A 21,005-nucleotide genomic window follows, 5' to 3' on the forward strand; every position below is an offset into this window, starting at 1 on the left:
CCGGGTCGCCGACCGGTCGTGCTCAGCGGGTCAGCACGAGCAGGGCGATGGTGGTCAGCAGGCCCGCGACCAGCACCACGATGATCGGACGCGGGCCCAGCACCGCGTGCCGGCGGTCCGCCAGCAGCCGGGCCGGCGCCAATCCGAGCAGCGGACCGACCAGCGTCACCACCAGCGCCAGCACCGGCATGCCCACCGCCAGGTCGCCGCCGCTGCCCGCGCCGACCGCCCGGGCCCCCGCCCCGAGGGCGTACGCGGCCACCGAACCGCCGATGCCGCAGAACGCCAGCAGCGGGTTCACCGAGCCGGGCAGCTCACCCGGCTGACGGGTCCGGTCCAGCAGCTCCCGCACCCCGCGCAGCAGCGGCACCGGGTCACCCTCGGCGTCCCGCGCCGGCCCCGGCGGGTCACCCAGCCGCCGGCCGCCCCCACCGAGCCGCAGCCGCAGCTGCTGCCACAGGTGGGTCGCCTCGGCGTCGACCCGCTCGACCAGCTCCCGCGCCTCGACCACCGCCGCCTCCGCGCGGCGTACCTCCTCGGTGGCCTCGGCGACGGCCCGCTCGGCGGCGGCGCACTGCTGCGCGTACCAGTCGTGCGCCTCGGCGCGCTGGGTGGCCACCCGGGCGGTCAGCTCGGCGAGCCGACGCAGCTGGGCGGCGTACGTGTCACTGGTGACCGGTTCGTTCATCGGGACGGACCATAAGGGATGATCACCTGTCCGGTGCGGTGCACCGCCCGGTCGAAGTAGAGACCCCGCCACGGCCGGGGATACCAGTCCGGGCCACCGCTGCCCGGATAGAGCGAGGAGCCCAGCTCGCCGCCCTGCACGTCCAGCGCCACCCACGCCCCGATCTGGTCGGTACGGGCCGCCGGCCCGCCCAGGTCCACCCGCATCCGGGCCACGCCCCGCCACCACGCCAGCACGTGCGTACGCCGTTCCGGCCCGTCGTGCAGGATCCGCCGCAGCTGCTCCAGCCCGGTCCGCCGCCCGGCTCGCCCGGCGAGTTGACCAGCCGCCGCGTCGACCGCGTAGAGCAGCAGGTAGTGCGGCGTGTTCGCGGCACCCGGCGCGCCCAGCGAGTCGCCCACCTCGGCCATCAGCTCCGACACGCTGTCCTCGTCGTACCAGGCGGCGTCGTCGGCGAGGTCCTCGTACAGCTCGCGGGCGGCCGGGTCGGCGTCCGGGTCGAGGCAGGCGATGGAGAACCGGGCCGTGCCGGGGCGGTGCTGGCGGGCCAGGGAGCGGGCGGCGGCGTCCAGCACCGCGCAGGCCTCGTCGACCCGGGTGCCCAGCACCGCCAGGTTCCGCCCGGGGGCGCGGGGCAGCCGCAGCGCCGCCGACCGGGCCTGCACGTCGATGATCTCCCCGAGCAGCGCCACCGGGCTGCGCGGCACCCCCTGCTCCGGCGCGGAGAGGGCCCGGAAGTCCGGGGCGTCGGCCAGCCGCGGGATCGCGTCGCCGTCGAAGAGCCGGGCCGGGGCGGCGTCGGCGGGGCGCATCCGCCACAGCCGGTGCTGCAACTCGCTCCAACTCTCCCAGTCGCTGGCGGACGGGATCCGGGCCACCTCGTTCCCCTCGGCCAGCCCGGACTCGGCGTTGACCACCGCGTGGTGCCGGGGGAGCGACTGCGCGGCGTCGTTGCGTTCGGCCAGGATGCGCAGCGCCTTCGGCAGCGCGATCCGCAGGGTGAACTGGGCGACCAGCGCCGGCCGCCCCCACAGCGCCTCGATGCCGCGTACGTCCTGCGAGGCCAGCACCAGGTGGATGCCCTGCGACCGGCCCCGCCGGGCCAGGTCCTCCAGCAGGTCGGCGGCCTCCCGGGCGACCACGTCCCGGCCGGCCAGCAGCGCCTGGAACTCGTCGACCACCGCGACGATCCGGGGCCAGTGCCCGGTCGGGTCGACCGCCCGCAGCTCGGCCAGCTTGGTGACCTCGTGCTTCTTCGCGGCGTCCGCCCGGCGGCGCAGCTCCTCGGCGAGGAAGCGCAGCAGCGCCAGCCCGAACTCCCGGTCGGTGTTGACGTTGATGCCGACCAGCCGCATGTGCGGCAGCCAGCTCGGGTCCCGCCGGCCCTTCGCGAACCGGGCGAAGGACACCCCCTCCTTGAAGTCCAGCAGATAGAACTCCAGCTCGGTGGGGGAGTAGCGGGACGCCAACGCGCCGATCCAGGCGAAGATCAGGTTGGTCTTGCCGGTGCCGGACGGGCCGCCGATCAGCGCGTGCGGCGGATAGTCGCCGAGGGTCAGCAGCACCGGCCGGCCGTGCGGGCCCTCCCCGATCGGGGCGGTCAGGCCGTGCGCCGAGTCCTCCTGCCAGAACCGGTCCGGTGGCGGCAGCAGGTCGCTGAACGGGGCCGGTGGGGGACCGGCGTTGACCCGCGACGCGACCTCCCGGCAGGTCTCGGTGACCATGGTGGCCGGGGGCGCGGCGTCCAGGGTGACCGGTAGCCCGGCGATTCGGGCGCCGTCGGGTTGCACCACCACCCGGGTCACCGTCGGGTGGTCGGGCAGGTCGATGCCGCGCACCACCAGGTGCACCCCGCAGGCCGCGCCGGTGCGGACCACCCGGTCCAGCTGGCCGCGTTCGTGCCGGTTCAGCTCGTCACCGCCGAGCAGCACCGCCACCCGCCACGGCTCCGGTCGCCGGCCGGTCGCCGTCGCCAGCTCGCGCAGCGAGCCGTGCTCGCCGGCCAGCACCGTCTCGTTGATCCGGCGGATCTGCTCCACCAGGTCGTCCAGCAGCCGGCCCAGTCCGCCGGGGCCCACGAAGGTGAGCAGTCCGGCGGTGCCCAGCGGGGCGAACCCGGCCAGGCCGCCGCCGAGGTGCTCGGGGTCGTACCCGAAGAGCCGGACGGTGCCGGGGTCGGCGCGGCCGACGGAGCGCAGCAGCAGCGCGGGCACCACCGCGGCGATGCCGTCGGTGTCGTCGCCGGCCAGGTGCACGTGCCCGGCGTCCAGCAGCGGCACCAGCGCCGGCACCGGTTCCGCGCCGGCGATCCGGACCGTGCCCACCCGCACCGCGCCGGGCGGCTCGGCCCGCCCGGCGGGCGTGGGCCGCCACCGCGACCACGGCGCCGACGCCGCGCCGGGTGCCTCCCGCTCCGCCGCCACCGCCGCCCGCCGGGCCAGCTCCGCGATCCGCGCGGTGTGCCGGGCGTCGATCTCGGCCAGCCGGCGGTCCCGGGCGGCACCCACCCGCTCGGGTACGGCGGCCGCGGCGCGGCGCACCCGCGCCAGCCGCTCCTCCCCGGCGGTCAGCTCCGCGCCGGCCGTGGCCAGCCGGTTCCGGGTGGCGCCCAGCGCCTCGGAGAGCATTCCCCGAACCCGGGTCACGAGCTGGGTGCGTACGTCAGCCATGGTTCTCCCGGCCGGTGTCCCGTTCGGTGGTCTCCGGCGGCAGGTCCCGACCCAGCCGCGCCAGCAGCACGCCCGTGAGCACCCCGGCGGTGACCGCCGGATCGGCCGCGTGCGGCTGCTCCTGGTCGCCGGAGCGGCGCGGCGGGGGCATCCGGCACACCCGGGTCAGCAGGCCCTCCAGCACCGGCGGCGGCAGCCCCGGCAGCAGGTCCCGCACCCGGCCGTCCAGCTCCCGGCGCAGCCGGCCCAGGTCGTCGGCCCGGGGCGGATGCCCGAGCAGCTCCCCGGCCAGGTCGCGCAGCAGCGGCGGGGCGACCGCGGCCAGCCCCAGGCCGACGTCCGCGTGCGCCCGGCGCAGCTCCCGGTGCAGCCGGTCCCGGTCGCCCGAGCGCACCCCGGTGACCACCCGACGCAGCAGGTCCCGCGCGTCGGGCACCCGCTCGTCCGGCTCGTCCGGCGGCCCCTCCCGCCCGCCGGTCAGCTCCGCGACCCGCACCGCCCACCAGCGCCGCATCGTCGGATCCGCGCCCGACTCGGGCGGCGGCCCCGCCGGCTCCGGCGCGGCGTCACGGGGCGCGTCGTGCTTCGGCCGGCGCTCCGGCGACCTCGGCGCGGGCGCGCCGTCGGCGGCCAGCCCGATCGCCGCCAGATAGCCGGCGAGCTGCTCCTGGGCGACCCGCAGCGCGTACCCGGCGGTCTCGGCGTGCTCGGTGGCGGCGGAGAGCTCCGGCACGCCCATCGGGTTCGCCGACTCCTGCCGCACCCAGCGCAGCCGCTCGGCGGCCTGGCCGAACTTCTCCAGCGCCAGCGCGAGCGGGGCGAGCGGCAGCTCCTCGGCGGCGGCGCGCACCTGCGCCCCGATGTCCTCGACGATGGACACGGCCTGTGCCTACAGCGTCGAGACGTAGAGCTGCGCCTGCTCGACCGCGACCAGTGTCGCGGCCAGACACTCCTCCAGCTCCTGGCTGGCCTGGGTCAGCGAGGCCTGGGCCGCCTCCACCGTCTCGTGGCCGCTGCCCTCCAACGCGCCGGCCAGGGTCTGCTGCGCCTCGGCCAGCTTCTCGCCGGCCGCCTGCACGGCTGACTGCCCGTCACCTATCTGCTGGAGGGCGACATCGATGGCTGCCTTCAGCTCGGCGACGCTCGCCACGGGGACCTCCTGGGGGCGGGGAGATCTCCATTACAACCCATCCCACCGGGTGAGCGAACATCCGCCCTCGCGGTGTTCCTGCCCCACTGTCCGATTCCGCCCCTGACGTGCGCGAAGGCCCGCCGGCCCGAACCGACGCAGTCCCGTCGGCGCTCCGTCCGGTCCCGCCGGCGAGTCACCCGTGCGTCCCGCTGTGCGGAACCGGTGGCGCCGGCCCGGTGGGTCAGCCCCGGCCGCCGGGCTCCCGGCGCAGCCAGCGGGGGCCGTACACCTCGGCGCCCAGCGCGCCGACCCGGGCCCGCAGCTCCCGGTCGGCGGTGACCACCAGCCGGCGGCGCTCCGGCGCCGCCGCGACCAGCTCCACCATCGTGTCGTCGCCCGAACCGGGCGCGGCGACCACCCGCACCCCCGGTACGCCCGGCACGTCCCGGGCCGCCCCCTCCAGCACCAGGACCACCTCCACCGGCGGGTCCAGCTCCGGCGGCACCCCGCGCTCCGCGACCGGCAGCAGCGCGTCCCGCAGCCGGGCCGCGGCCCCCGCCCGGTCCCGCCACCAGCCGTCCGGGCGGGAACCCACCACGTTGGCGCCGTCGACGATCAGCAGTGGTCCGCTCTCCATGCCCCCAGCCTGCCACCCGGGGGAGTTTGTCGCGCCGACCGCCGGGTAGCCACCGCCGACCGTGCCGCGCCCGCGGTGTCGCTCCGGCGACCGTGCCGCGCCCGACTGCGGAGGACAGAGATGATGGGACCTGGTGACTTCGGCTCGGACCCGTGGGACGAATTCCTGGCCCGGTACTTCGGCCGGGGCGAGGGGGGACGGCGGCCGGCGCACCGGGTCGACATCACCCGCCTGATGACCGCCGACGCCCGGGAGATGCTGGCCGACGCGGCCCGCCGGGCCGCCCAGAAGCACAGCAACGACCTGGACACCGACCACCTGCTCTGGGCGGCGCTGCAACGCGAGCAGCTGCGCGACCTGGTACGCCGGGCCGGCGCCGACCCGGACACCCTGCTCAACGCGCTCGGCGGGCGCGGCGACGGGGCGCCCTGCGGCGAGGTGCCGCCCAACCTGTCGCTCACCCCGGCGGCCAAGCGGGCGCTGCTCGACGCCCACCAGCTGTCCCGGGCGATGGGGGCGAACTACATCGGCCCCGAGCACATCCTGATGGCGCTGCCGCTCAACCCGGAGTCGCCGGCCGGCCGGATGCTTGCCGCGGGGCGGATCCAGCCCGAGTCGCTCCAGGCGGCCAGCGCCGAGCGGGGCCCGATGCCCGGTCCCAAGCCGGACCGCGGCACCCCCACCCTCGACCAGTACGGCCAGGACCTGACCGACCTGGCCCGGATGGACCAGATCGACCCGGTCATCGGCCGCGCCGACGAGATCGAGCAGGCCGTCGAGATCCTGTCCCGGCGGACCAAGAACAACCCGGTGTTGATCGGCGAGGCGGGCGTCGGCAAGACCGCCATCGTGGAGGGGCTCGCCGAGCGGATCTGCGACGGCGACGTGCCGCAGACCCTGCTCGGCAAGCGGGTGATCCAGCTCGACCTGGCGGGTCTGGTCGCCGGCACCCGCTACCGGGGCGACTTCGAGGAACGGCTGAAGAAGGTGATCGACGAGATCCGGGCGCACCGGGAGGAGCTGATCATCTTCCTGGACGAGATCCACACCCTGGTCGGCGCGGGCGGCGCCGGCAGCGAGGGCGGGATGGACGCGTCCAACATGCTCAAGCCGGCCCTGGCCCGCGGCGAGCTGCGGGTGATCGGCGCGACCACGCTGGACGAGTACCGGCGCAGCATCGAGAAGGACGCCGCGCTGGCCCGCCGGTTCCAGCCGGTGCTGGTCCCCGAGCCGACCGTCGAGGACACCGTCACCATCCTGCGCGGCCTGCGTGACCGCTACGAGGCCCACCACCAGGTCCGCTTCACCGACGAGGCGCTCGTCGCCGCGGCGGAACTCTCCGACCGGTACGTCACCGACCGGTTCCTGCCCGACAAGGCCATCGACCTGATCGACCAGGCCGGCGCCCGGGTCAGGCTGCGTACCCGCACCCCCGCCTCGGACGTGCGGGAGCTGGAACAGCAGCTCGACGACGTACGCCGGGACAAGGAACAGGCCGTCGCCGACGAGCAGTACGAGCGGGCCTCCGCGCTGCGCGACCGCCTCGGCGAGCTGGAGGAGCAGATCCGCCGCGCCCAGGGCGAGGGACCCGACACCTCCCAGGTGCCCTCGGTCGGGCCGCAGGAGATCGCCGAGGTGGTCTCCCGGGCCACCGGCATCCCGATCAGTCAGCTCACCGAGGAGGAACGGGACCGGCTGCTGCGGCTGGAGGGGCACCTGCACGAGAAGGTGGTCGGCCAGGAGGACGCGGTCAGCGCGGTCGCCGAGGCGGTCCGCCGCTCGCGTACCGGGCTGGCCGACCCGGACCGGCCGATGGGCAGCTTCCTCTTCCTCGGCCCCACCGGCGTCGGCAAGACCGAGCTGGCCCGCGCCCTCGCGGAGGCGCTCTTCGGCGAGGCGGACCGGATGGTCCGGGTCGACATGAGCGAGTTCCAGGAGCGGCACACCGTCAGCCGGCTCGTCGGCGCCCCGCCCGGATACGTCGGCTACGAGGAGGCCGGCCAGCTCACCGAGGCGGTCCGCCGCCGCCCGTACGCGGTGGTGCTGCTGGACGAGATCGAGAAGGCGCACCCGGACGTCTTCAACATCCTGCTCCAGGTGCTGGACGAGGGGCGGCTCACCGACAGCCAGGGCCGGACGGTCAACTTCCGGAACACCGTACTGATCATGACGAGCAACCTGGGCGCGGAGCTGATCACCGGCACCCAGCGCGCGGTGGGCTTCGGCGCCGGCGAGCCCGGCACCGAACGGGAGAACGAGGAGCTGCGCGAACGGCTCAACCGCCGGCTCCAGGAGACCTTCCGGCCGGAGTTCCTCAACCGGATCGACGAGACGATCATCTTCCGCCGGCTGGAGGCCGAGCAGCTGCGCCAGATCACCGAGCTGCTGCTGGAGGAGACCCGCCGCCGGCTGCACGCGCAGGACATCCAGGTCGAGTTCACCACCGCCGGCATCGACTGGCTCGCCGAGCACGGCTACCAGCCGGAGTTCGGCGCCCGGCCGCTGCGCCGGGTCATCCAGCGGGAGGTCGACAACCGGCTCTCCCGGATGCTGCTGGAGAACCAGATCTCACCCGGTCAGAAGGCCGTCGTCGACGCCCGGGACGGACAGCTCGCCGTCGACGTCACCGCCGGTGACCACGGCCGTGCCGCGGCCACCACGTCCCACCCGCGATGAACCGGAGGGCCGGCATGACCGAACCGGAGGAGACCCGGGAGGACACCGAGCGCAGCGAACCGATCGTCGCGCCACCGACGGCGAACCCGTCCCGGGTCAAGGTGCCGCCGGAGGGGCTGAAGCAGCAGACCGACGAGGGCGACCCGACGCCGTCCGGGCCGCCGGCCGAACAGGAGGCGTGATGGTACGCGAGAAGCGGCTGGATCCCGAGGTCGAGGTGATCTGGGACGACTTCCACGCCCAGGTCAACGTCCCCTCCGAGCAGCTGCGGCAGTGGCTGCTCACCCGGGGGTCGGGCGAGGAGGCGTTCGGCCCCGACCCGGACCTGAACCTGCCCGAGCCGGGGCGGCAGATCCTGCACGTGCTGAGCAAGCGGAAGGTCGACCTGACCCCGGAGGACATCGAGGTGATGCGGGAGGCCGTCGACCGCATCCAGTCCCTGGTCGAGTCGAAGCCGAAGCGGGGCAACGCCGACGACGAGTGGCGGCACTCCCTGCTCGACCTCGGGCACGACGTCCTCGTCGAACGCTGACCACGCGGACGGCACCCGGGGTTCCGCCCCGGGTGCCGTCTCCGTGCGCCCTACTCGGATTCCATGCTGGGCAGTTGCAGGCCGGCGGCGTCGGCCGCGTCCTGCCGGTCGCCGCGGGCCCGCTCCTCCCGGCTGAGCAGGGTGGCGTACTCGGTGATGTCGGCCGCGTCCGGCACCTCCGGCAGCCGGCGCAGGAACGTCTCGACGTCCTGGGACGCGGCGGTGTGCGCGGCGGCCGCCTGACGCAGCAGTTCCCGCTGGTCGACGGGCTGGGGATCGGTCATGGGGGACAGGTACCCACCGTCAGGCGGTTCGCACCCCGCCACCGGGTCCGGACCGGGACGGCGGGATGCCGAAGCCCGGGTGCCGCAGCAGCCAGGCCAGGTAGTCCGGGTGGGCGGCCAGCGAATCGGTGTACGCGGCCAGCGCCGTCTCCAGCACCGTCTCGGCGACCCGGGCGGCCGGGGCGTCCGGGTGCCAGCCGAGCAGCAGCCGCCAGCGCAGCGGCGTACCGGCCAGCCGCCGGGTGACCAGGCCGCTGACCGGGCGGAAGGTGGCCTGGCAGAGCGCCACCGCCTCGCCGGCGTCGACCAGGTCCAGACCGCCGCGCACGTCCGTCTCGTAGACCTTGCGGGGGGTGAAGCCGGCGCGGGCGCAGGCGGCGGCGAAGCAGTCGCCGAAGCAGCCGTCACCCGGCGCCGCGACCCACTGCTCCCGGCGCAGGTCCACCAGGCGCACCTCGTCCCGGTCGGCCATCGGGTGGGTCTGCGGCAGCAGCACCAGGACCGGTTCCACGGCGACCTCCCGCCAGCTCAGCCCGAACTCGGCCGAGGGGCGGGAGTCGCCGCAGACACCGGTGAGCGCGAAGTCGAGCCGACCGCCGGCCACCAGCTGGGACAGCTCGTCGACCGACCAGGAGGCGTACGTGGTGATCTGCACCTGCGGCTGCTCGGCGGCGAGCCGGTGCACCAGCCGCCCGAGGATGGGACTGTTCACCCCGCCGAACCGGTACCGGCCCAGCGCGTCGTCGGACCCGGCCAGCCGGGCGGCCTCGTCCTGCAGGCCCTTCATCGCCGGCAGCAGCACCCGGGCCCGGGCCAGCACCAGCTCGCCGAGCGCGGTCGGCCGCGCCCCGCGCCGGTCCCGTTCGAACAACGGCCCGCCCAGGGTCCGCTCGATCCGCTGGAGCTGGGCGGTCAGGGCCGGCTGGGCCAGGCCGAGCGTGGACGCCGCCTTGGTCACGCTCCCCGTCTCCGCGATCGCGCAGACCACCCGCAGGTGTCGCAGCTCCAGATTCATACGGTGACCGTAGGGCCACGCAGCGGTCGACGGAAGGCCCGGACGGCATCGGCCTTCCCCGATGCGTACCCCGGTCCGGGCCGCCGGCCACCGCCGGTGCGTGCCCGGGTCAGGACTTCGGTCGCCGCTCCAGGTCGGACAGTTGGGTCCGCCGGCCGGTCACCGCGTCACGCAGCTTGTCGACCACGCCCACCGCCGGCTCGACGATCTTGTTCCAGGGCGGCGTGGCCGGCGTGCCCGGGTGCGGCCGGGTCGGGGCCGCCTCCTCGGCGATCTGCCACCGGTTGCCCAGCCGGATCAGCTCCGCGTCGGTGGCCACCTCGCGCAGCGGGCCGACCAGCGCGGTGAGCCGGCTGACGTGCCGGCGGACCCGCTCGGCCACCTCGACCAGCGTCGGGTCGTCCGCGCCGGAGAGTCCCTTCAGGGCGGTCAGCAGCGCGGCGTCCGCCTCGATCTCCCGGTCGACCAGCTCGGCGCTCTCCGGCACCGCCGCCCGGACGGCGGGGAAGAGGTACTGCTCCTCCGCGGACAGGTGCCGGGACACCGCCGCGGTCAGCACGTCCAGCACCTCGCGTCGCCGCTGCGGCGTGAGGTCCGCGTCGGTGACCCGGTCGGCCAGCTCGCACAGCTGCCGGTGCTCCCGGTCCACGATGTCGGCCAGGCTCCGGCCGCCGGGACGGTAGGTGTCGTCGGCGGTGGGCGGCAGCGGGGGCAGGGGGACGGTCATTGGTGCCCTCCTCGACTGGTGGCCGGCGGAACCCGGCGGCCCGGCGGGCGGTGTGGGGACGCAGCGGCGGTACCCGGATGCTCGTGCGGCGAAACGCGGTGCTCCATCGACGGACGGCACCCCCACCCGCCCGGGCGACAACGGCACGAGCCGGACGGGGCACGCCACCGGACCCCCTGGGCTGGTATGAAGGGCCCATGACGAGCGACGCCGCTTCCGCCCGACCCGACCCCGTCGACGAGGTCGTCGACCTCTGCCGCGACCTGCTGCGGATCGACACCACCAACACCGGCGACAACGACACCAGCGTCGGCGAACGGCGCGCCGCGGAGTACGTCGCGGAGAAGCTGGCCGAGGTCGGCATCGACGCCGAGTTGCACGAGTCGGCGCCCGGCCGGGCCAACCTGGTCGCCCGCATCCCCGGCACCGACCCGGGCCGCGACGCGCTGCTGGTGCACGGCCACCTCGACGTGGTCCCCGCCGACCCCGACGAGTGGTCGGTCCACCCGTTCTCCGGGGAGATCCGCGACGGTTACCTGTGGGGTCGCGGCGCGATCGACATGAAGGACTTCGACGCGATGGTGCTCGCCGTGGTCCGCGGCTGGCAGCGCACCGGGGTCCGTCCGGAGCGCGACGTCGTGCTCGCCTTCACCGCCGACGAGGAGGCCGGCAGCGACTACGGCGCGCACTTCCTGGCCCAGCGGCACCGGGGCCTCTTCGACGGCTGCACCGAGGCGATCGGCGAGGTGGGCGGCTTCTCCTACTCGATCAACGAGTCGTCTCGGCTCTATCTGATCGAGACCGCCGAGAAGGGCATCGACTGGCTGCGGCTGCACGCCAAGGGCCGGCCCGGGCACGGGTCGTTCCTGCACGACGACAACGCGGTGACCGCGCTCGCCGAGGCGGTCGCCCGGATCGGCCGGCACCGCTTCCCGGTGACCGTGACCGACACCGTGCGGGCCTTCCTGGAGGAGGTCTCCGACGTGCTCGGCATCGAGATCGACCCGGACGACCCGGAGACCGCCATCGCCAAGCTCGGCCCGATCGCCAATATCATCGGCGCGACGATCCGCAGCACCGCCAACCCGACCCGGCTGGCCGCCGGCTACAAGGACAACGTGATCCCCGGCCGGGCCACCGCCACCATCGACTGCCGCAGCCTGCCCGGCCAGTCCGAGATGCTGGAGGCGCAGCTGCGCGAGCTGGTCGGCCCGGACATCGACATCGAGTACATCCAGCGTCAGCCGGCCCTGGAGACCACCTTCGACGGCGACCTGGTCGAGGCGATGTCGGCCGCGCTGCGCGCCGAGGACCCGGGCGCCCGCCCGGTTCCCTACATGCTCTCCGGCGGCACGGACGCCAAGGCGTTCTCCCAGCTCGGCATCCGCTGCTTCGGGTTCGCGCCGCTGCGGCTGCCCGCCGACCTCAATTTCTCCGGGCTCTTCCATGGCATCGACGAGCGGGTCCCGGTGGACGGGCTACAGTTCGGCGTGCGGGTTCTCGACCGGTTTCTCCGCAGTTGCTAACCGTGTCCACGGCGTCACCGCCGGCGCGGATCCTCCCCCATCGCGAAGGGACTGCCTCACATGACCGACCAGCACGGTGAGCTGGACGCCGCCCTCGAGCGGGTGATCGACACGGCCCGTGCCCACCTGGCCGCCGTTCGCGCCGCCCAGGGCCGGATCGACGACGACAACGTCTGGCAGGCGTACGTCGCCCTGAACAACGCCTCCTTCGCCTACGACGAGCAGCTGCTCGACGCCTTCGGCGAGGTGACCCCCTGGGATGTCGAGTCGATCGACCCCGACGAGGCCGACGAGCGCTTCGGCGGCGAGGGCGTCGAGGCGACCGACCCGCATCCGCGGGTCATCTCGGTGCGGCAGCGCCGCGACTACCGGGTGCCGAGCGTGGCCGCCCTGCTGCGGGTGGCCGAGGCGGCCCGCCGCGAGGGCACCCCGGAGGAGGACGAGCCGGCACCCGTCGAGGGGGTAGGCGAGGCCGTGCTCGAGCTGCTGCAGAGCGGCGACGGCTCGCTGAGCGCGCTCGACGTGCCGGAGCTGGAGCCGCTCGACGGGGTGGTCATGGTCAGCGAGGTCGGCACCCCGGTCGACCTGGAGTCGTTCGACGACGACGACCCGGTGGGCCCGTTCCAGCCCGCCGCCGACGACCGGCTGGTGGGCCGCCTCGACGAGCACCCGTTCCTGGAGCTGGACGAGGAGCACGACCACGCCCACTAGGCCGTGACGCCCCCGGGGCCCGACCGTGCGGTCCGGGCCCCGGGGGCGTCGGCGTCCACCCGGGTACGGCTCGCGCCGCGCTCAGTACGACAGACCCGGCTGCGGCTGGTTCACCAGGCGCCGGCGCAGCATGACCTGCCGCGTGCCGTCCCGGTACAGCCGCACCCGGGCCAACTCCCATCCGGAGAACTCCGCCTGGATCGCCAGCTGCGCCGCGGCGGTCAGCCGGTCGACGTTCGAGGGCAGCCGCAGCGGCGCGTATTCGTAGTCCATGCGATCCATGCTGCCCAGCCCGGGCGTGGTTCGCCACCCCCTGACCGTGATCCGCGTCCCGTCCCGCCGACCGGCCTCAGCCGTCGCGCTCCGGATAGCCCACCGGCACCGCCGAGACGTCGTCCAGCGCGGTGACGATCTCGTCCGGCAGCGTCACCCGCTCCACCTGGAGCGCGCCGAGGAGCTGCCCGACGGTGCGGGCGCCGAGGATCGGGGCGGTCACCCCGGGCCGGTCCCGGATCCAGGCCAGCGCCACCTCCAGCGGCGACACCCCCAGCCCACCCGCCGCGGTGGCCACCGCCTCCACGATGCTGGAGCAGCGCGGCTCCAGGTACGTCGCGACGAACCGCTCGAAGTGCGGCGAGGCGGCCCGCGAGTCCGCCGGCCGGCCGTGCCGGTACTTCCCGGTGAGCACCCCCCGACCCAACGGCGACCAGGGCAGCACACCCAGCCCCAACGCCTCGCAGGCCGGCAGCACCTCCCGCTCCACGCCCCGCTCCAGCAGCGAGTACTCCACCTGGGCGGCGACCACCGGGGCCCGGCCCGGCCAGGCCGCCTGCCAGGCGGCGGCCCGGGCGGTCTGCCAGCCGGCGAAGTTCGACACCCCCACGTACCGGGCGCGCCCGCTGGTCACCGCGTGGTCCAGGGCGGAGAGGGTCTCCTCCAGCGGGGTGTCCGGGTCGTAACCGTGCACCTGCCACAGGTCGACGTGGTCGGTGCCGAGGCGCCGCAGCGAGGCGTCCAGGGTGCGCAACAGGTGACCCCGCGAGCCGTCCCGCCGCCGCCCGCTGCCCGGCCGCAGCCCCGCCTTGGTGGCGATGAGCAGCTCGTCGCGGGGGACCAGGCCGCCCAGCAGCGAGCCGATCACCGACTCCGCGTCGCCGTCGGCGTACACGTCGGCGGTGTCCACGAGGTTGCCCCCGGCGTCCAGGTAACTCTTGAGTTGGGCGGCCGCGTCATCGGCGTCGGTGTCCCGGCCCCACGTCATGGTGCCGAGCGCGAGCCGCGAAACCGCCAGCCCGCTTCGGCCGAGCGGTCGCTGTTGCATGGGTGAACCTTATTTCGAACCCGGCGTCACGGATATCCTCGCCCGCAGTCAACTTCCTGCCCGACCTGCCGGTCGGGTGTGACGCGTTCGAGGTGAGCCGGTGGTCCGCCGCTGCACCCGCATTGCGTAACCTGATGCGACCTGTGGTGCGGACGGTGGGAGGACCAGTGCGACTCGGGCTCAGCCTCGGATACCAGACGGCGTGGAGCACGCCGGCCGACCACCTGGCTCTTGCCCAGGAGGCGGACCGGCTCGGCTACTCGGTGGTGTGGGCGGCGGAGGCCTACGGCTCCGACTCGCCCAGCATGCTGGCCTGGATGGCCGGCCAGACCGAACGCATCGACGTGGGCAGCGCGGTGATGCAGATCCCCGCCCGCACCCCGGCGATGACCGCGATGACCGCCGCCACCATCGACGCCCTTTCCGGCGGCCGGTTCCGGCTCGGCCTCGGGGTCTCCGGCCCGCAGGTCTCCGAGGGCTGGCACGGTGTCCGGTTCGCCAAGCCCCTCGCGCGCACCCGGGAGTACGTCGACATCGTCAAGCTGGCGATCGCCCGCAAGGAGGTCGCGTACGACGGCGAGCACTACACCCTGCCGCTGCCCGACGGCCCCGGCAAGGCCCTGCGGCTCGGGTTCCACCCGCCGCGCGAGCACATCCCGATCTACCTCGCCGCCGTCGGCCCCAAGAACCTCGAACTCGCCGGTGAGATCGCCGACGGCTGGCTGGCCGTCTTCTACGCCCCCGAGTTCGCCGACGAGCAGCTCGCCTCGGTGCGCGCCGGCCGGGCGAAGGCCGGCAAGGAACTGGCCGGCTTCGACGTGGTGCCGTCCGTTCCCGTCGTGGTCGGCGACGACATCGCCACCTGCGCCGAGCTGGTCCGCTGGTACGCCGCCCTCTACGTCGGCGGCATGGGCAGTCGGCAGCAGAACTTCTACAACCAGCTCGCCACCCGGATGGGCTACGGCGACGCCGCGCGCGAGGTGCAGGACCTCTACCTGGCCAAGCGGCAGCGCGACGCAGCCGCCGCGATCCCGATGGAGTTCATCGACCGCACCTCGCTGCTCGGACCGAAGGAGCGCATCGCCGAGCGGATGCGGGAGTACGCCGCCGCCGGCGTCACCACTCTCTCGGTGACCCTCTTCGTGGCGGACCGGGACAGCGGTGTGCAGACCCTGCGTACCGTCGCCGAGGCCCTGGACCTCTCCGGAGTCGGCGAGTGACCTGGGTCGAGGCCATCGTCCTGGGCATCGTCCAGGGGCTCACGGAATTCCTGCCCGTCTCCTCGTCGGGTCACCTGCGAATCACCTCGGCCATCTTCTTCGGCCGGGACGCGGGCGCGTCGTTCACCGCCGTCACCCAGCTCGGCACCGAGGCCGCCGTGCTGATCTACTTCTTCAAGGACATCTGGCGCATCGTCCGCACCTGGTTCCTCGGCCTGCGGGACCGCTCGGTCCGCAGCAGCCTGGACTACCGGATGGGCTGGTACGTCATCGTCGGCACCATCCCGATCGGTGTCCTCGGTCTGCTGTTCAAGGACACCATCCGCGAGGGCGCGCGGAACCTCTACCTGATCTCCTTCACGCTGATCTTCTTCGCGCTGGTGCTGGCCTTCGCCGAGTACTGGGGGCGACAGACCCGCACGCTGGAGAACTTCCGGATGCGCGACGGCATCATCATGGGCTTCGCCCAGGCGATGGCGCTGATCCCCGGCGTCTCCCGCTCCGGCGGCACGCTGACCTTCGGTCTGCTGCTCAACCTCACCCGGGAGACGGCGGCCCGGTACTCGTTCCTGCTGGCCATCCCCGCCGTGGTGCTGTCGGGTGTGTTCAGCCTCGGCGACGTCTTCCAGCCCGCCGAGCCGGGCACGGCGGCACCGAGCGTCGCGCAGATGGTCGTCGCCACCCTGATCGCCTTCGCCATCGGGTACGCGGCCATCGCCTGGCTGCTGCGGTACGTCGCCCACCACACCCTGTACCTCTTCGTGCTCTACCGGGTGGCGCTGGGCACCCTGGTCCTCTGCCTGCTCCTCACCGGCACGATCAGCGCCACCTGACCGGACCCCTCCGAGCCGTCCTCATGCCGCTGGCCGGCACCCCGTGATGCGGGGTGCCGGCCAGCGGCGTTACTGCTTCGATCAGCTGTTCCAGTGGGTGGCGACGAGGTCGGCGGCCTGCTGCTCCCACTGCGCGTACGCGTCCGGGTAGGCCGACACCTGCACGGTCTGGGCGGCCTCGGTCAGCGGCATGTCCTGCCACCCGTCGACCTGCTTCAGACCCTTCTCAAACGCCAGGGTCGCGTACTCGGGGTCGGTGATCTGCTCCGGCGTGCCCCAACCACTGGACGGGCGCTGCTGGAACAGGCCCAGCGAGTCGTGGTCGTTCTTGTCGCCGAGGTGGCCGAGGTTCTCCAGCTTCGACTCCTGCAGGCTGGTGGCGATCGAGATGACCGCGGCCCGCTCGGGCAGGCCGGCCTTCTTGGTGGCGGCGATGATCGCCTTGGCGTTCGACACCTGCTCGTCGTTCAGGTCGATCTTCGACTGCTTGCCCTGCACACCGTGCGGGATCAACTTGCCCGTGTCGGGCTTGTCGGCCTGCACCGCGACCGCGACGGGCTTGGCGCTGGTGACCGGGGTGTCGGCGTGGGCGGCGATCGGACCGGCGAACACACCACCGGTGAAAGCCAGACCAGCAATACCGAGAACGCTCTTACGGAAGATCGTGCTCATGAGGGGTAGCTCCATTCGGGGGTCGGCGCTCCCCGCCGGGGGGACGGGGGAACGCAAGCACCGTCAGGCGCTCATACACGCACAAGGGGGAAAGTCTTCGACCGGCTTGGGCTCGCGGGGCAGGGGGCCTCTTCGCGGCGCCGGGACCATGTGTAACGACCGACCGGCCACCTGCATTCCAGGGGCCGGGCCACGTCCACCAGGCCGATGTTCGGCGGTGGTACTCGGTCGTACGGTGGGTGTAACGACCGCGGCCCCGCCACGATTCCGGCCTGACGATGCCCCGGGTCACACCCGGAACCGGACACCCGGCGCACCGCCGAACATCCTTTCCCGATCCACCGGCGCACGGGCTGGGGCCGGGCGGGCGGCACGGACGCTACGAACTTGATTACATCAATGGGTCAGGCCCGGATTTTCGTCACCGTACAGAGGAAACCACCCATCCGGTCAGCGGCGACGGGAGACCGTCGTGCCCGGCGCGCTGCTCAGCCCCGAATCGCTATGAATCGGGCGCACGGGGGCGCACCGCCAGCCGGCGTACCCGCAGTCCTGCCCCCAGTGCCCCCGCTCCCATCCGCAGTCCACTGCGCCTCCACCGTCTCCAGTCCGCCACGCAAGATCGCGCTCGATTCTGAATCGAGTGGCATCGGACGCATTTCGACCCCACTACTTCCTGGATCGAGCACGATCTTGGCGTGGGGCGTGGGGCGTGGGGCGTGGGGCGTGGGGCGTCACACCCGCGTACCCGAGGAGAGAGGACCGGGCGCGGAGCCGGCACGGCCCGCGACCGCCCACCCCCTCCGGACCGGCAGGCCCTAGGGTGGTCAGCGTGGCAACCCTTCTGCTTCTGCGACACGGCCGGACCACCGCGAACGCCGACGGCGGGCTGGCCGGCCGCCAACCGGTCGAGCTGGACGACACCGGTCGCGCGCAGGCCTCGGCGGTCGGTGAGCGGCTGCGCGGGCTGCCCCTGGCCGCCGTGGTGACCAGCCCGCTGATCCGCTGCCGGCAGACCCTGGAGCTGGCCCTGCCGCAGGCCGAGCCGGTGGTGGAGGAGGGGCTGATCGAGTGCGGGTACGGCAGCTGGGAGGGGCAGCCGCTGAAGAAGCTCGCCAAGGAGCCGCTCTGGCCGGTGGTCCAGCAGCATCCCAGCGCGGCGGTCTTCCCGGACGGTGAGTCGATGGCCGGGATGGCGGCGCGGGCGGTGGCGGCGGTGCGTTCCTGGGACGCCCGGATCACCGCCGAGCACGGGCCCGAGGCGGTCTGGCTGGCGTGCAGCCACGGCGATGTGATCAAGGCCATCGTGGCGGACGCGCTCGGCGTACACCTGGATCTCTTCCAGCGGATCGTGGCGGACCCGGCGTCGGTGACGGCGATCCGCTACACGCCGATGCGACCGTTCCTGATGCGGCTCAACGACACCGGCGGTGACCTGGCCGCGCTGGTGCCGCCGCCGCGCAAGCGGCGCCGGCGGGCGAGCCGGGCGGCCGACTCGGACGCGGCGGTGGGTGGTGGCGCGGGGGCGGCCGGGTGAGCGGCGTCGCCACGCCCGGGACGGCGCGGCGCGGCCGCCGGTGTTTCGCCTTCGGCGGAACCGGCCTCGGTGCGGTGCGCGACTGTTCCACCCGCCGGATAGGGTCGTGGGTATGACCCACCAGGTGCACGCCTTCGAACCGCCGGAGCGGTTCGTCGCCGGGACCGTCGGCCCGCCGGGGGAGCGCACGTTCTTCCTTCAGGCGCGGGGCGGTGGCCGGCTGGTCAGCGTCGCGCTGGAGAAGGTCCAGGTGTCCCTGCTCGCCGAGAAGCTGGAGGAACTGCTCTCCGAGGCGCAGCGCCGGTTCGGCGTGGACCTGCCGGAGGCGGTGCCGGTCGTCGGCGACAACGACCCGCTGGACACCCCGGTCGACGAGGAGTTCCGGGTCGGGACGCTGGGCCTGGCCTTCGACGTGGACACCGCCACCGTGGTGATCGAGGCGATCGCCGTGGGTGAGGCGGAGGTCGAGGTCGAGCTCGGCGGCGCCGAGGACGACGAGGAAGACGACGAGGACACCGAGCCGGAGGAGCCGGACGAGGACCTCGACCGGCTGCGGGTGCGGCTGACCCCCGAGGCGACGCGCGAGTTCATCGAGCGCGCCCGCCGGGTGGTCAACGCGGGCCGCCCGCCCTGCCCGCTCTGCGGCCAGCCGCTGGATCCCGCCGGGCACCTCTGCCCGCGGCACAACGGTTACCACCGGTGACGTCGTCCGAACTCCAGCCCCGCCAGGACGGTGCCGAGACGCTGCGGCTGCTCACCGAGGGTGAGCTCGATCTGGAGGGGCGGCTGGTCGACGCCTCCAACACCACCCTGCGCGGCATCCTCACCCTGGACGGCATGACGGCCCGGTGCGTCTACAAGCCGGTGCGCGGAGAGCGGCCGCTGTGGGACTTCCCGGACGGCACGCTCGCCGGTCGGGAGGTCTCCGCGTACCTGGTCTCCCGGGCCACCGGGTGGGACCTGGTGCCGCCGACCGTGCTGCGGGACGGCCCGTTCGGGCCCGGCTCGTGCCAGCTCTGGATCGACGAGCCGGAGGAGGCGGAGCCGCTGGTCGGGTTCGTGCCGGCGGACGCGCTGCCGCCGCGCTGGTTCCCGGTCGCCGCGGCCCGCGACGACGACGGGTCGGCGTACGCCCTGGCGCACGCCGACGATCCGCGGCTGGCCCGGCTCGCGGTCCTCGACGCGGTGCTCAACAACGCCGACCGCAAGGGCGGCCACGTGCTGATCGGGCCGGACGACCGGATCTACGGCGTGGACCACGGCGTGTGTTTCCACGTCGAGGAGAAGCTGCGCACCGTGCTCTGGGGCTGGGCCGGCCGGGAGTTGCCGCCGGACGCGCTGGAGGCGCTGGACGCGCTGGCCGGGCAGGTCGCGGGTGGCCTCGGCGAGGAGCTGGCCGAGCACCTGACGATCGGTGAGGTCGCCGCGGTGGCCGAGCGGATCGACCGGCTGCGTCGGACCCGTCGCTTCCCGCAACCGCCCGAGGACTGGCCGGCGATGCCCTGGCCGCCCATCTGAGCCGCTGTCGTGTTGATCACCGCAGGGCCGGCTCCCGGCCGCCTGACGGATCGTTAGGCTGGCTTTCATGGAGTCTTGGGTGGGACACGAGGTGCCGCGGCTGCCGGGCGACGGCACGACACTGAACCTGTACGACTCGGCGCGCCAGGGCCCGCAGGCCAGCCGGCCCGACGGCACCGCCTCGATGTACGTCTGCGGGATCACCCCGTATGACGCCACCCACCTCGGTCACGCCGCCACCATGATCACTTTTGACCTGGTGCAGCGGATGTGGCGGGACGCGGGCCTGACCGTGCGGTACGTGCAGAACGTCACCGACATCGACGACCCGCTGCTGGAGCGCGCGGCCCGCGACGGCGAGGACTGGAAGGTCCTGGCCATGCGGGAGACCGCGCTGTTCCGGGAGGACATGGAGGCGCTGCGGATCATCCCGCCGGCGCACTACGTGGGGGCGGTCGAGTCCATCCCGGACATCGCCGAGAAGGTCCTCGTGCTGCTCAAGGACGGCGCCGCGTACCGCCTCGACGACGGCACCGGTGACGTCTACTTCGACGTCAGCGCCGCGCCCCGGTTCGGCTACGAGTCGAACCTGTCCCGGCAGGAGATGCTGGAGATCTTCCCGGAGCGCGGCGGCGACCCGGACCGGGCCGGCAAGCGGGACCCGCTGGACCCGCTGCTGTGGCGCGGCGCGCGCGAGGGCGAGCCGTCCTGGCCCGGTGGGGAGCTGGGCGCCGGCCGGCCGGGCTGGCACATCGAGTGCGCGGTCATCGCGCTGAACCTGCTGGGTGACCGGATCGACGTCCAGGGCGGCGGCAACGACCTGCTCTTCCCGCACCACGAGTGTTCCGCCGCGCACGCCGAGCGGCTGACCGGCGTCGCGCCCTTCGCCGACCACTACGTGCACGCCGGCATGATCGGCCTGGACGGCGAGAAGATGTCCAAGTCCAAGGGCAACCTGGTCTTCGTCTCCCGGCTGCGCGCCGACCAGGTGGACCCGATGGCGGTCCGGTTGGCCCTGATCAGCGGCCACTACCGCGCCGACCGCTCGTGGACCGACGAGTTGCTCACCGCCGCGCAGGAGCGGCTGGCCCGCTGGCGTCGCGCCGCCGCGGCCCCCGCCGGGCCGTCCGGGGCCGACCTGCTGGCCGGGGTACGCGCCTGCCTCGCCGACGACCTGGACACCCCGGGCGCCCTGGCGGTGGCCGACGCGTGGGTCGAGCAGACCCTCGCCGGCGTCGCCGACGACGCGTACGCCCCGGAGCTCTTCGCCGACACCGTCGACGCGCTCCTGGGCATCCGCCTGTAGG

The 21,005-nt window shown here is 74.0% G+C and carries 21 protein-coding genes and 1 pseudogene; 11 read left to right on the forward strand and 11 right to left on the reverse strand.

Features of this window, described 5'->3' with window-relative positions:
* Nucleotides 1–22: 22 nt before the first annotated feature.
* The 5 genes and pseudogenes from ABUL08_RS06340 to ABUL08_RS06360 all read right to left on the reverse strand — a co-directional run bounded on the left by ABUL08_RS06340 (nucleotide 23) and on the right by ABUL08_RS06360 (nucleotide 5,126).
* The gene (locus ABUL08_RS06340) at nucleotides 23–688 is read right to left on the reverse strand and encodes a hypothetical protein (protein WP_350935415.1); all 666 of its coding nucleotides are present in this window, start codon (nucleotides 686–688) and stop codon (nucleotides 23–25) included.
* Complete coding sequence (locus tag ABUL08_RS06345; RefSeq protein WP_350935417.1) at nucleotides 685–3,357, reverse strand: FtsK/SpoIIIE domain-containing protein; 2,673 nt, start codon at nucleotides 3,355–3,357, stop codon at nucleotides 685–687. Before ABUL08_RS06345 ends, ABUL08_RS06340 begins: the two co-directional genes overlap by 4 nt.
* A 37-nt stretch (nucleotides 3,358–3,394) precedes the next feature.
* A pseudogene (locus ABUL08_RS06350) lies at nucleotides 3,395–4,237 on the reverse strand (hypothetical protein); the annotation flags it as partial.
* A gap of 9 nt (nucleotides 4,238–4,246) precedes the next feature.
* A complete protein-coding gene (locus tag ABUL08_RS06355; RefSeq protein WP_074473389.1) occupies nucleotides 4,247–4,507 on the reverse strand; it encodes a hypothetical protein in 261 nt (86 codons plus the stop codon).
* Nucleotides 4,508–4,730: 223 nt separating this feature from the next.
* Nucleotides 4,731–5,126 (reverse strand): hypothetical protein, encoded by a 396-nt coding sequence (locus tag ABUL08_RS06360; RefSeq protein WP_350935419.1) that lies wholly within the window; start codon nucleotides 5,124–5,126, stop codon nucleotides 4,731–4,733.
* Nucleotides 5,127–5,246: 120 nt separating this feature from the next.
* Here ABUL08_RS06360 and ABUL08_RS06365 point away from each other — a divergent pair, with 120 nt between their 5' ends.
* From ABUL08_RS06365 to ABUL08_RS06375, 3 genes are read left to right on the forward strand one after another with little or no spacing between them, the layout of a single operon-like run.
* A complete protein-coding gene (locus ABUL08_RS06365; RefSeq protein ID WP_350935421.1) occupies nucleotides 5,247–7,802 on the forward strand; it encodes an ATP-dependent Clp protease ATP-binding subunit in 2,556 nt (851 codons plus the stop codon).
* A 14-nt stretch (nucleotides 7,803–7,816) separates the two neighbouring features.
* On the forward strand, nucleotides 7,817–7,984 hold the full coding sequence (locus ABUL08_RS06370) for a hypothetical protein (protein WP_242800732.1): 168 nt from the start codon (nucleotides 7,817–7,819) through the stop codon (nucleotides 7,982–7,984).
* Nucleotides 7,984–8,334, forward strand: a complete 351-nt coding sequence (locus tag ABUL08_RS06375; RefSeq protein WP_350935423.1) for a DUF3140 domain-containing protein — start codon at nucleotides 7,984–7,986, stop codon at nucleotides 8,332–8,334. The genes ABUL08_RS06370 and ABUL08_RS06375 overlap by 1 nt, the downstream gene beginning before the upstream one ends.
* 50 nt (nucleotides 8,335–8,384) lie before the next feature.
* On the opposite strand, the gene ABUL08_RS06380 is transcribed toward ABUL08_RS06375, so the two are convergent.
* From ABUL08_RS06380 to ABUL08_RS06390, 3 genes are all read right to left on the reverse strand, one after another.
* Complete coding sequence (locus ABUL08_RS06380) at nucleotides 8,385–8,618, reverse strand: hypothetical protein (protein WP_350935425.1); 234 nt, start codon at nucleotides 8,616–8,618, stop codon at nucleotides 8,385–8,387.
* Nucleotides 8,619–8,637: 19 nt separating this feature from the next.
* A complete protein-coding gene (locus ABUL08_RS06385) occupies nucleotides 8,638–9,633 on the reverse strand; it encodes a LysR family transcriptional regulator (protein WP_350935427.1) in 996 nt (331 codons plus the stop codon).
* Nucleotides 9,634–9,742: 109 nt separating this feature from the next.
* Complete coding sequence (locus ABUL08_RS06390) at nucleotides 9,743–10,360, reverse strand: hemerythrin domain-containing protein (RefSeq protein WP_350935428.1); 618 nt, start codon at nucleotides 10,358–10,360, stop codon at nucleotides 9,743–9,745.
* A 197-nt stretch (nucleotides 10,361–10,557) separates the two neighbouring features.
* Between ABUL08_RS06390 and ABUL08_RS06395 the strand changes: the two genes are divergently transcribed.
* Nucleotides 10,558–11,886 carry a M20/M25/M40 family metallo-hydrolase gene (locus ABUL08_RS06395; protein WP_350935430.1) on the forward strand — a complete coding sequence of 443 codons (1,329 nt, stop codon included), beginning with the start codon at nucleotides 10,558–10,560 and terminating at the stop codon, nucleotides 11,884–11,886.
* Nucleotides 11,887–11,946: 60 nt separating this feature from the next.
* Nucleotides 11,947–12,597: a hypothetical protein gene (locus ABUL08_RS06400; RefSeq protein ID WP_350935432.1), complete on the forward strand. Its 651-nt coding sequence runs from the start codon at nucleotides 11,947–11,949 to the stop codon at nucleotides 12,595–12,597.
* Nucleotides 12,598–12,678: 81 nt separating this feature from the next.
* On the opposite strand, the gene ABUL08_RS06405 is transcribed toward ABUL08_RS06400, so the two are convergent.
* Nucleotides 12,679–12,870, reverse strand: coding sequence for a DUF5703 family protein (locus ABUL08_RS06405; protein ID WP_212836622.1), 192 nt, complete (start codon nucleotides 12,868–12,870; stop codon nucleotides 12,679–12,681).
* Between the two features lie 76 nt (nucleotides 12,871–12,946).
* Complete coding sequence (locus ABUL08_RS06410; RefSeq protein ID WP_350935434.1) at nucleotides 12,947–13,918, reverse strand: aldo/keto reductase; 972 nt, start codon at nucleotides 13,916–13,918, stop codon at nucleotides 12,947–12,949.
* A 167-nt stretch (nucleotides 13,919–14,085) separates the two neighbouring features.
* Here ABUL08_RS06410 and ABUL08_RS06415 point away from each other — a divergent pair, with 167 nt between their 5' ends.
* Nucleotides 14,086–15,138: an LLM class F420-dependent oxidoreductase gene (locus ABUL08_RS06415; RefSeq protein WP_350935436.1), complete on the forward strand. Its 1,053-nt coding sequence runs from the start codon at nucleotides 14,086–14,088 to the stop codon at nucleotides 15,136–15,138.
* Nucleotides 15,135–15,971 (forward strand): undecaprenyl-diphosphate phosphatase, encoded by an 837-nt coding sequence (locus ABUL08_RS06420; protein ID WP_350935438.1) that lies wholly within the window; start codon nucleotides 15,135–15,137, stop codon nucleotides 15,969–15,971. Before ABUL08_RS06415 ends, ABUL08_RS06420 begins: the two co-directional genes overlap by 4 nt.
* 81 nt (nucleotides 15,972–16,052) lie before the next feature.
* Here the strand turns inward: ABUL08_RS06420 and ABUL08_RS06425 are convergent, their stop codons facing one another.
* The gene (locus tag ABUL08_RS06425) at nucleotides 16,053–16,643 is read right to left on the reverse strand and encodes a hypothetical protein (protein ID WP_350935440.1); all 591 of its coding nucleotides are present in this window, start codon (nucleotides 16,641–16,643) and stop codon (nucleotides 16,053–16,055) included.
* Nucleotides 16,644–17,466: 823 nt separating this feature from the next.
* Between ABUL08_RS06425 and ABUL08_RS06430 the strand changes: the two genes are divergently transcribed.
* The 4 genes from ABUL08_RS06430 to mshC all read left to right on the forward strand — a co-directional run bounded on the left by ABUL08_RS06430 (nucleotide 17,467) and on the right by mshC (nucleotide 21,004).
* Nucleotides 17,467–18,180, forward strand: coding sequence for a histidine phosphatase family protein (locus tag ABUL08_RS06430; protein ID WP_350935441.1), 714 nt, complete (start codon nucleotides 17,467–17,469; stop codon nucleotides 18,178–18,180).
* 112 nt (nucleotides 18,181–18,292) lie between these two features.
* Complete coding sequence (locus ABUL08_RS06435; protein WP_350935443.1) at nucleotides 18,293–18,883, forward strand: DUF3090 domain-containing protein; 591 nt, start codon at nucleotides 18,293–18,295, stop codon at nucleotides 18,881–18,883.
* Complete coding sequence (locus ABUL08_RS06440; RefSeq protein WP_350935445.1) at nucleotides 18,880–19,698, forward strand: SCO1664 family protein; 819 nt, start codon at nucleotides 18,880–18,882, stop codon at nucleotides 19,696–19,698. The genes ABUL08_RS06435 and ABUL08_RS06440 overlap by 4 nt, the downstream gene beginning before the upstream one ends.
* Nucleotides 19,699–19,765: 67 nt before the next feature.
* Nucleotides 19,766–21,004, forward strand: a complete 1,239-nt coding sequence (gene mshC / locus ABUL08_RS06445) for a cysteine--1-D-myo-inosityl 2-amino-2-deoxy-alpha-D-glucopyranoside ligase (RefSeq protein ID WP_350935446.1) — start codon at nucleotides 19,766–19,768, stop codon at nucleotides 21,002–21,004.
* Nucleotide 21,005: the final 1 nt, after the last annotated feature.

It is taken from the genome of Micromonospora sp. CCTCC AA 2012012 (assembly GCF_040499845.1).
Classification (GTDB): domain Bacteria; phylum Actinomycetota; class Actinomycetes; order Mycobacteriales; family Micromonosporaceae; genus Micromonospora; species Micromonospora mangrovi.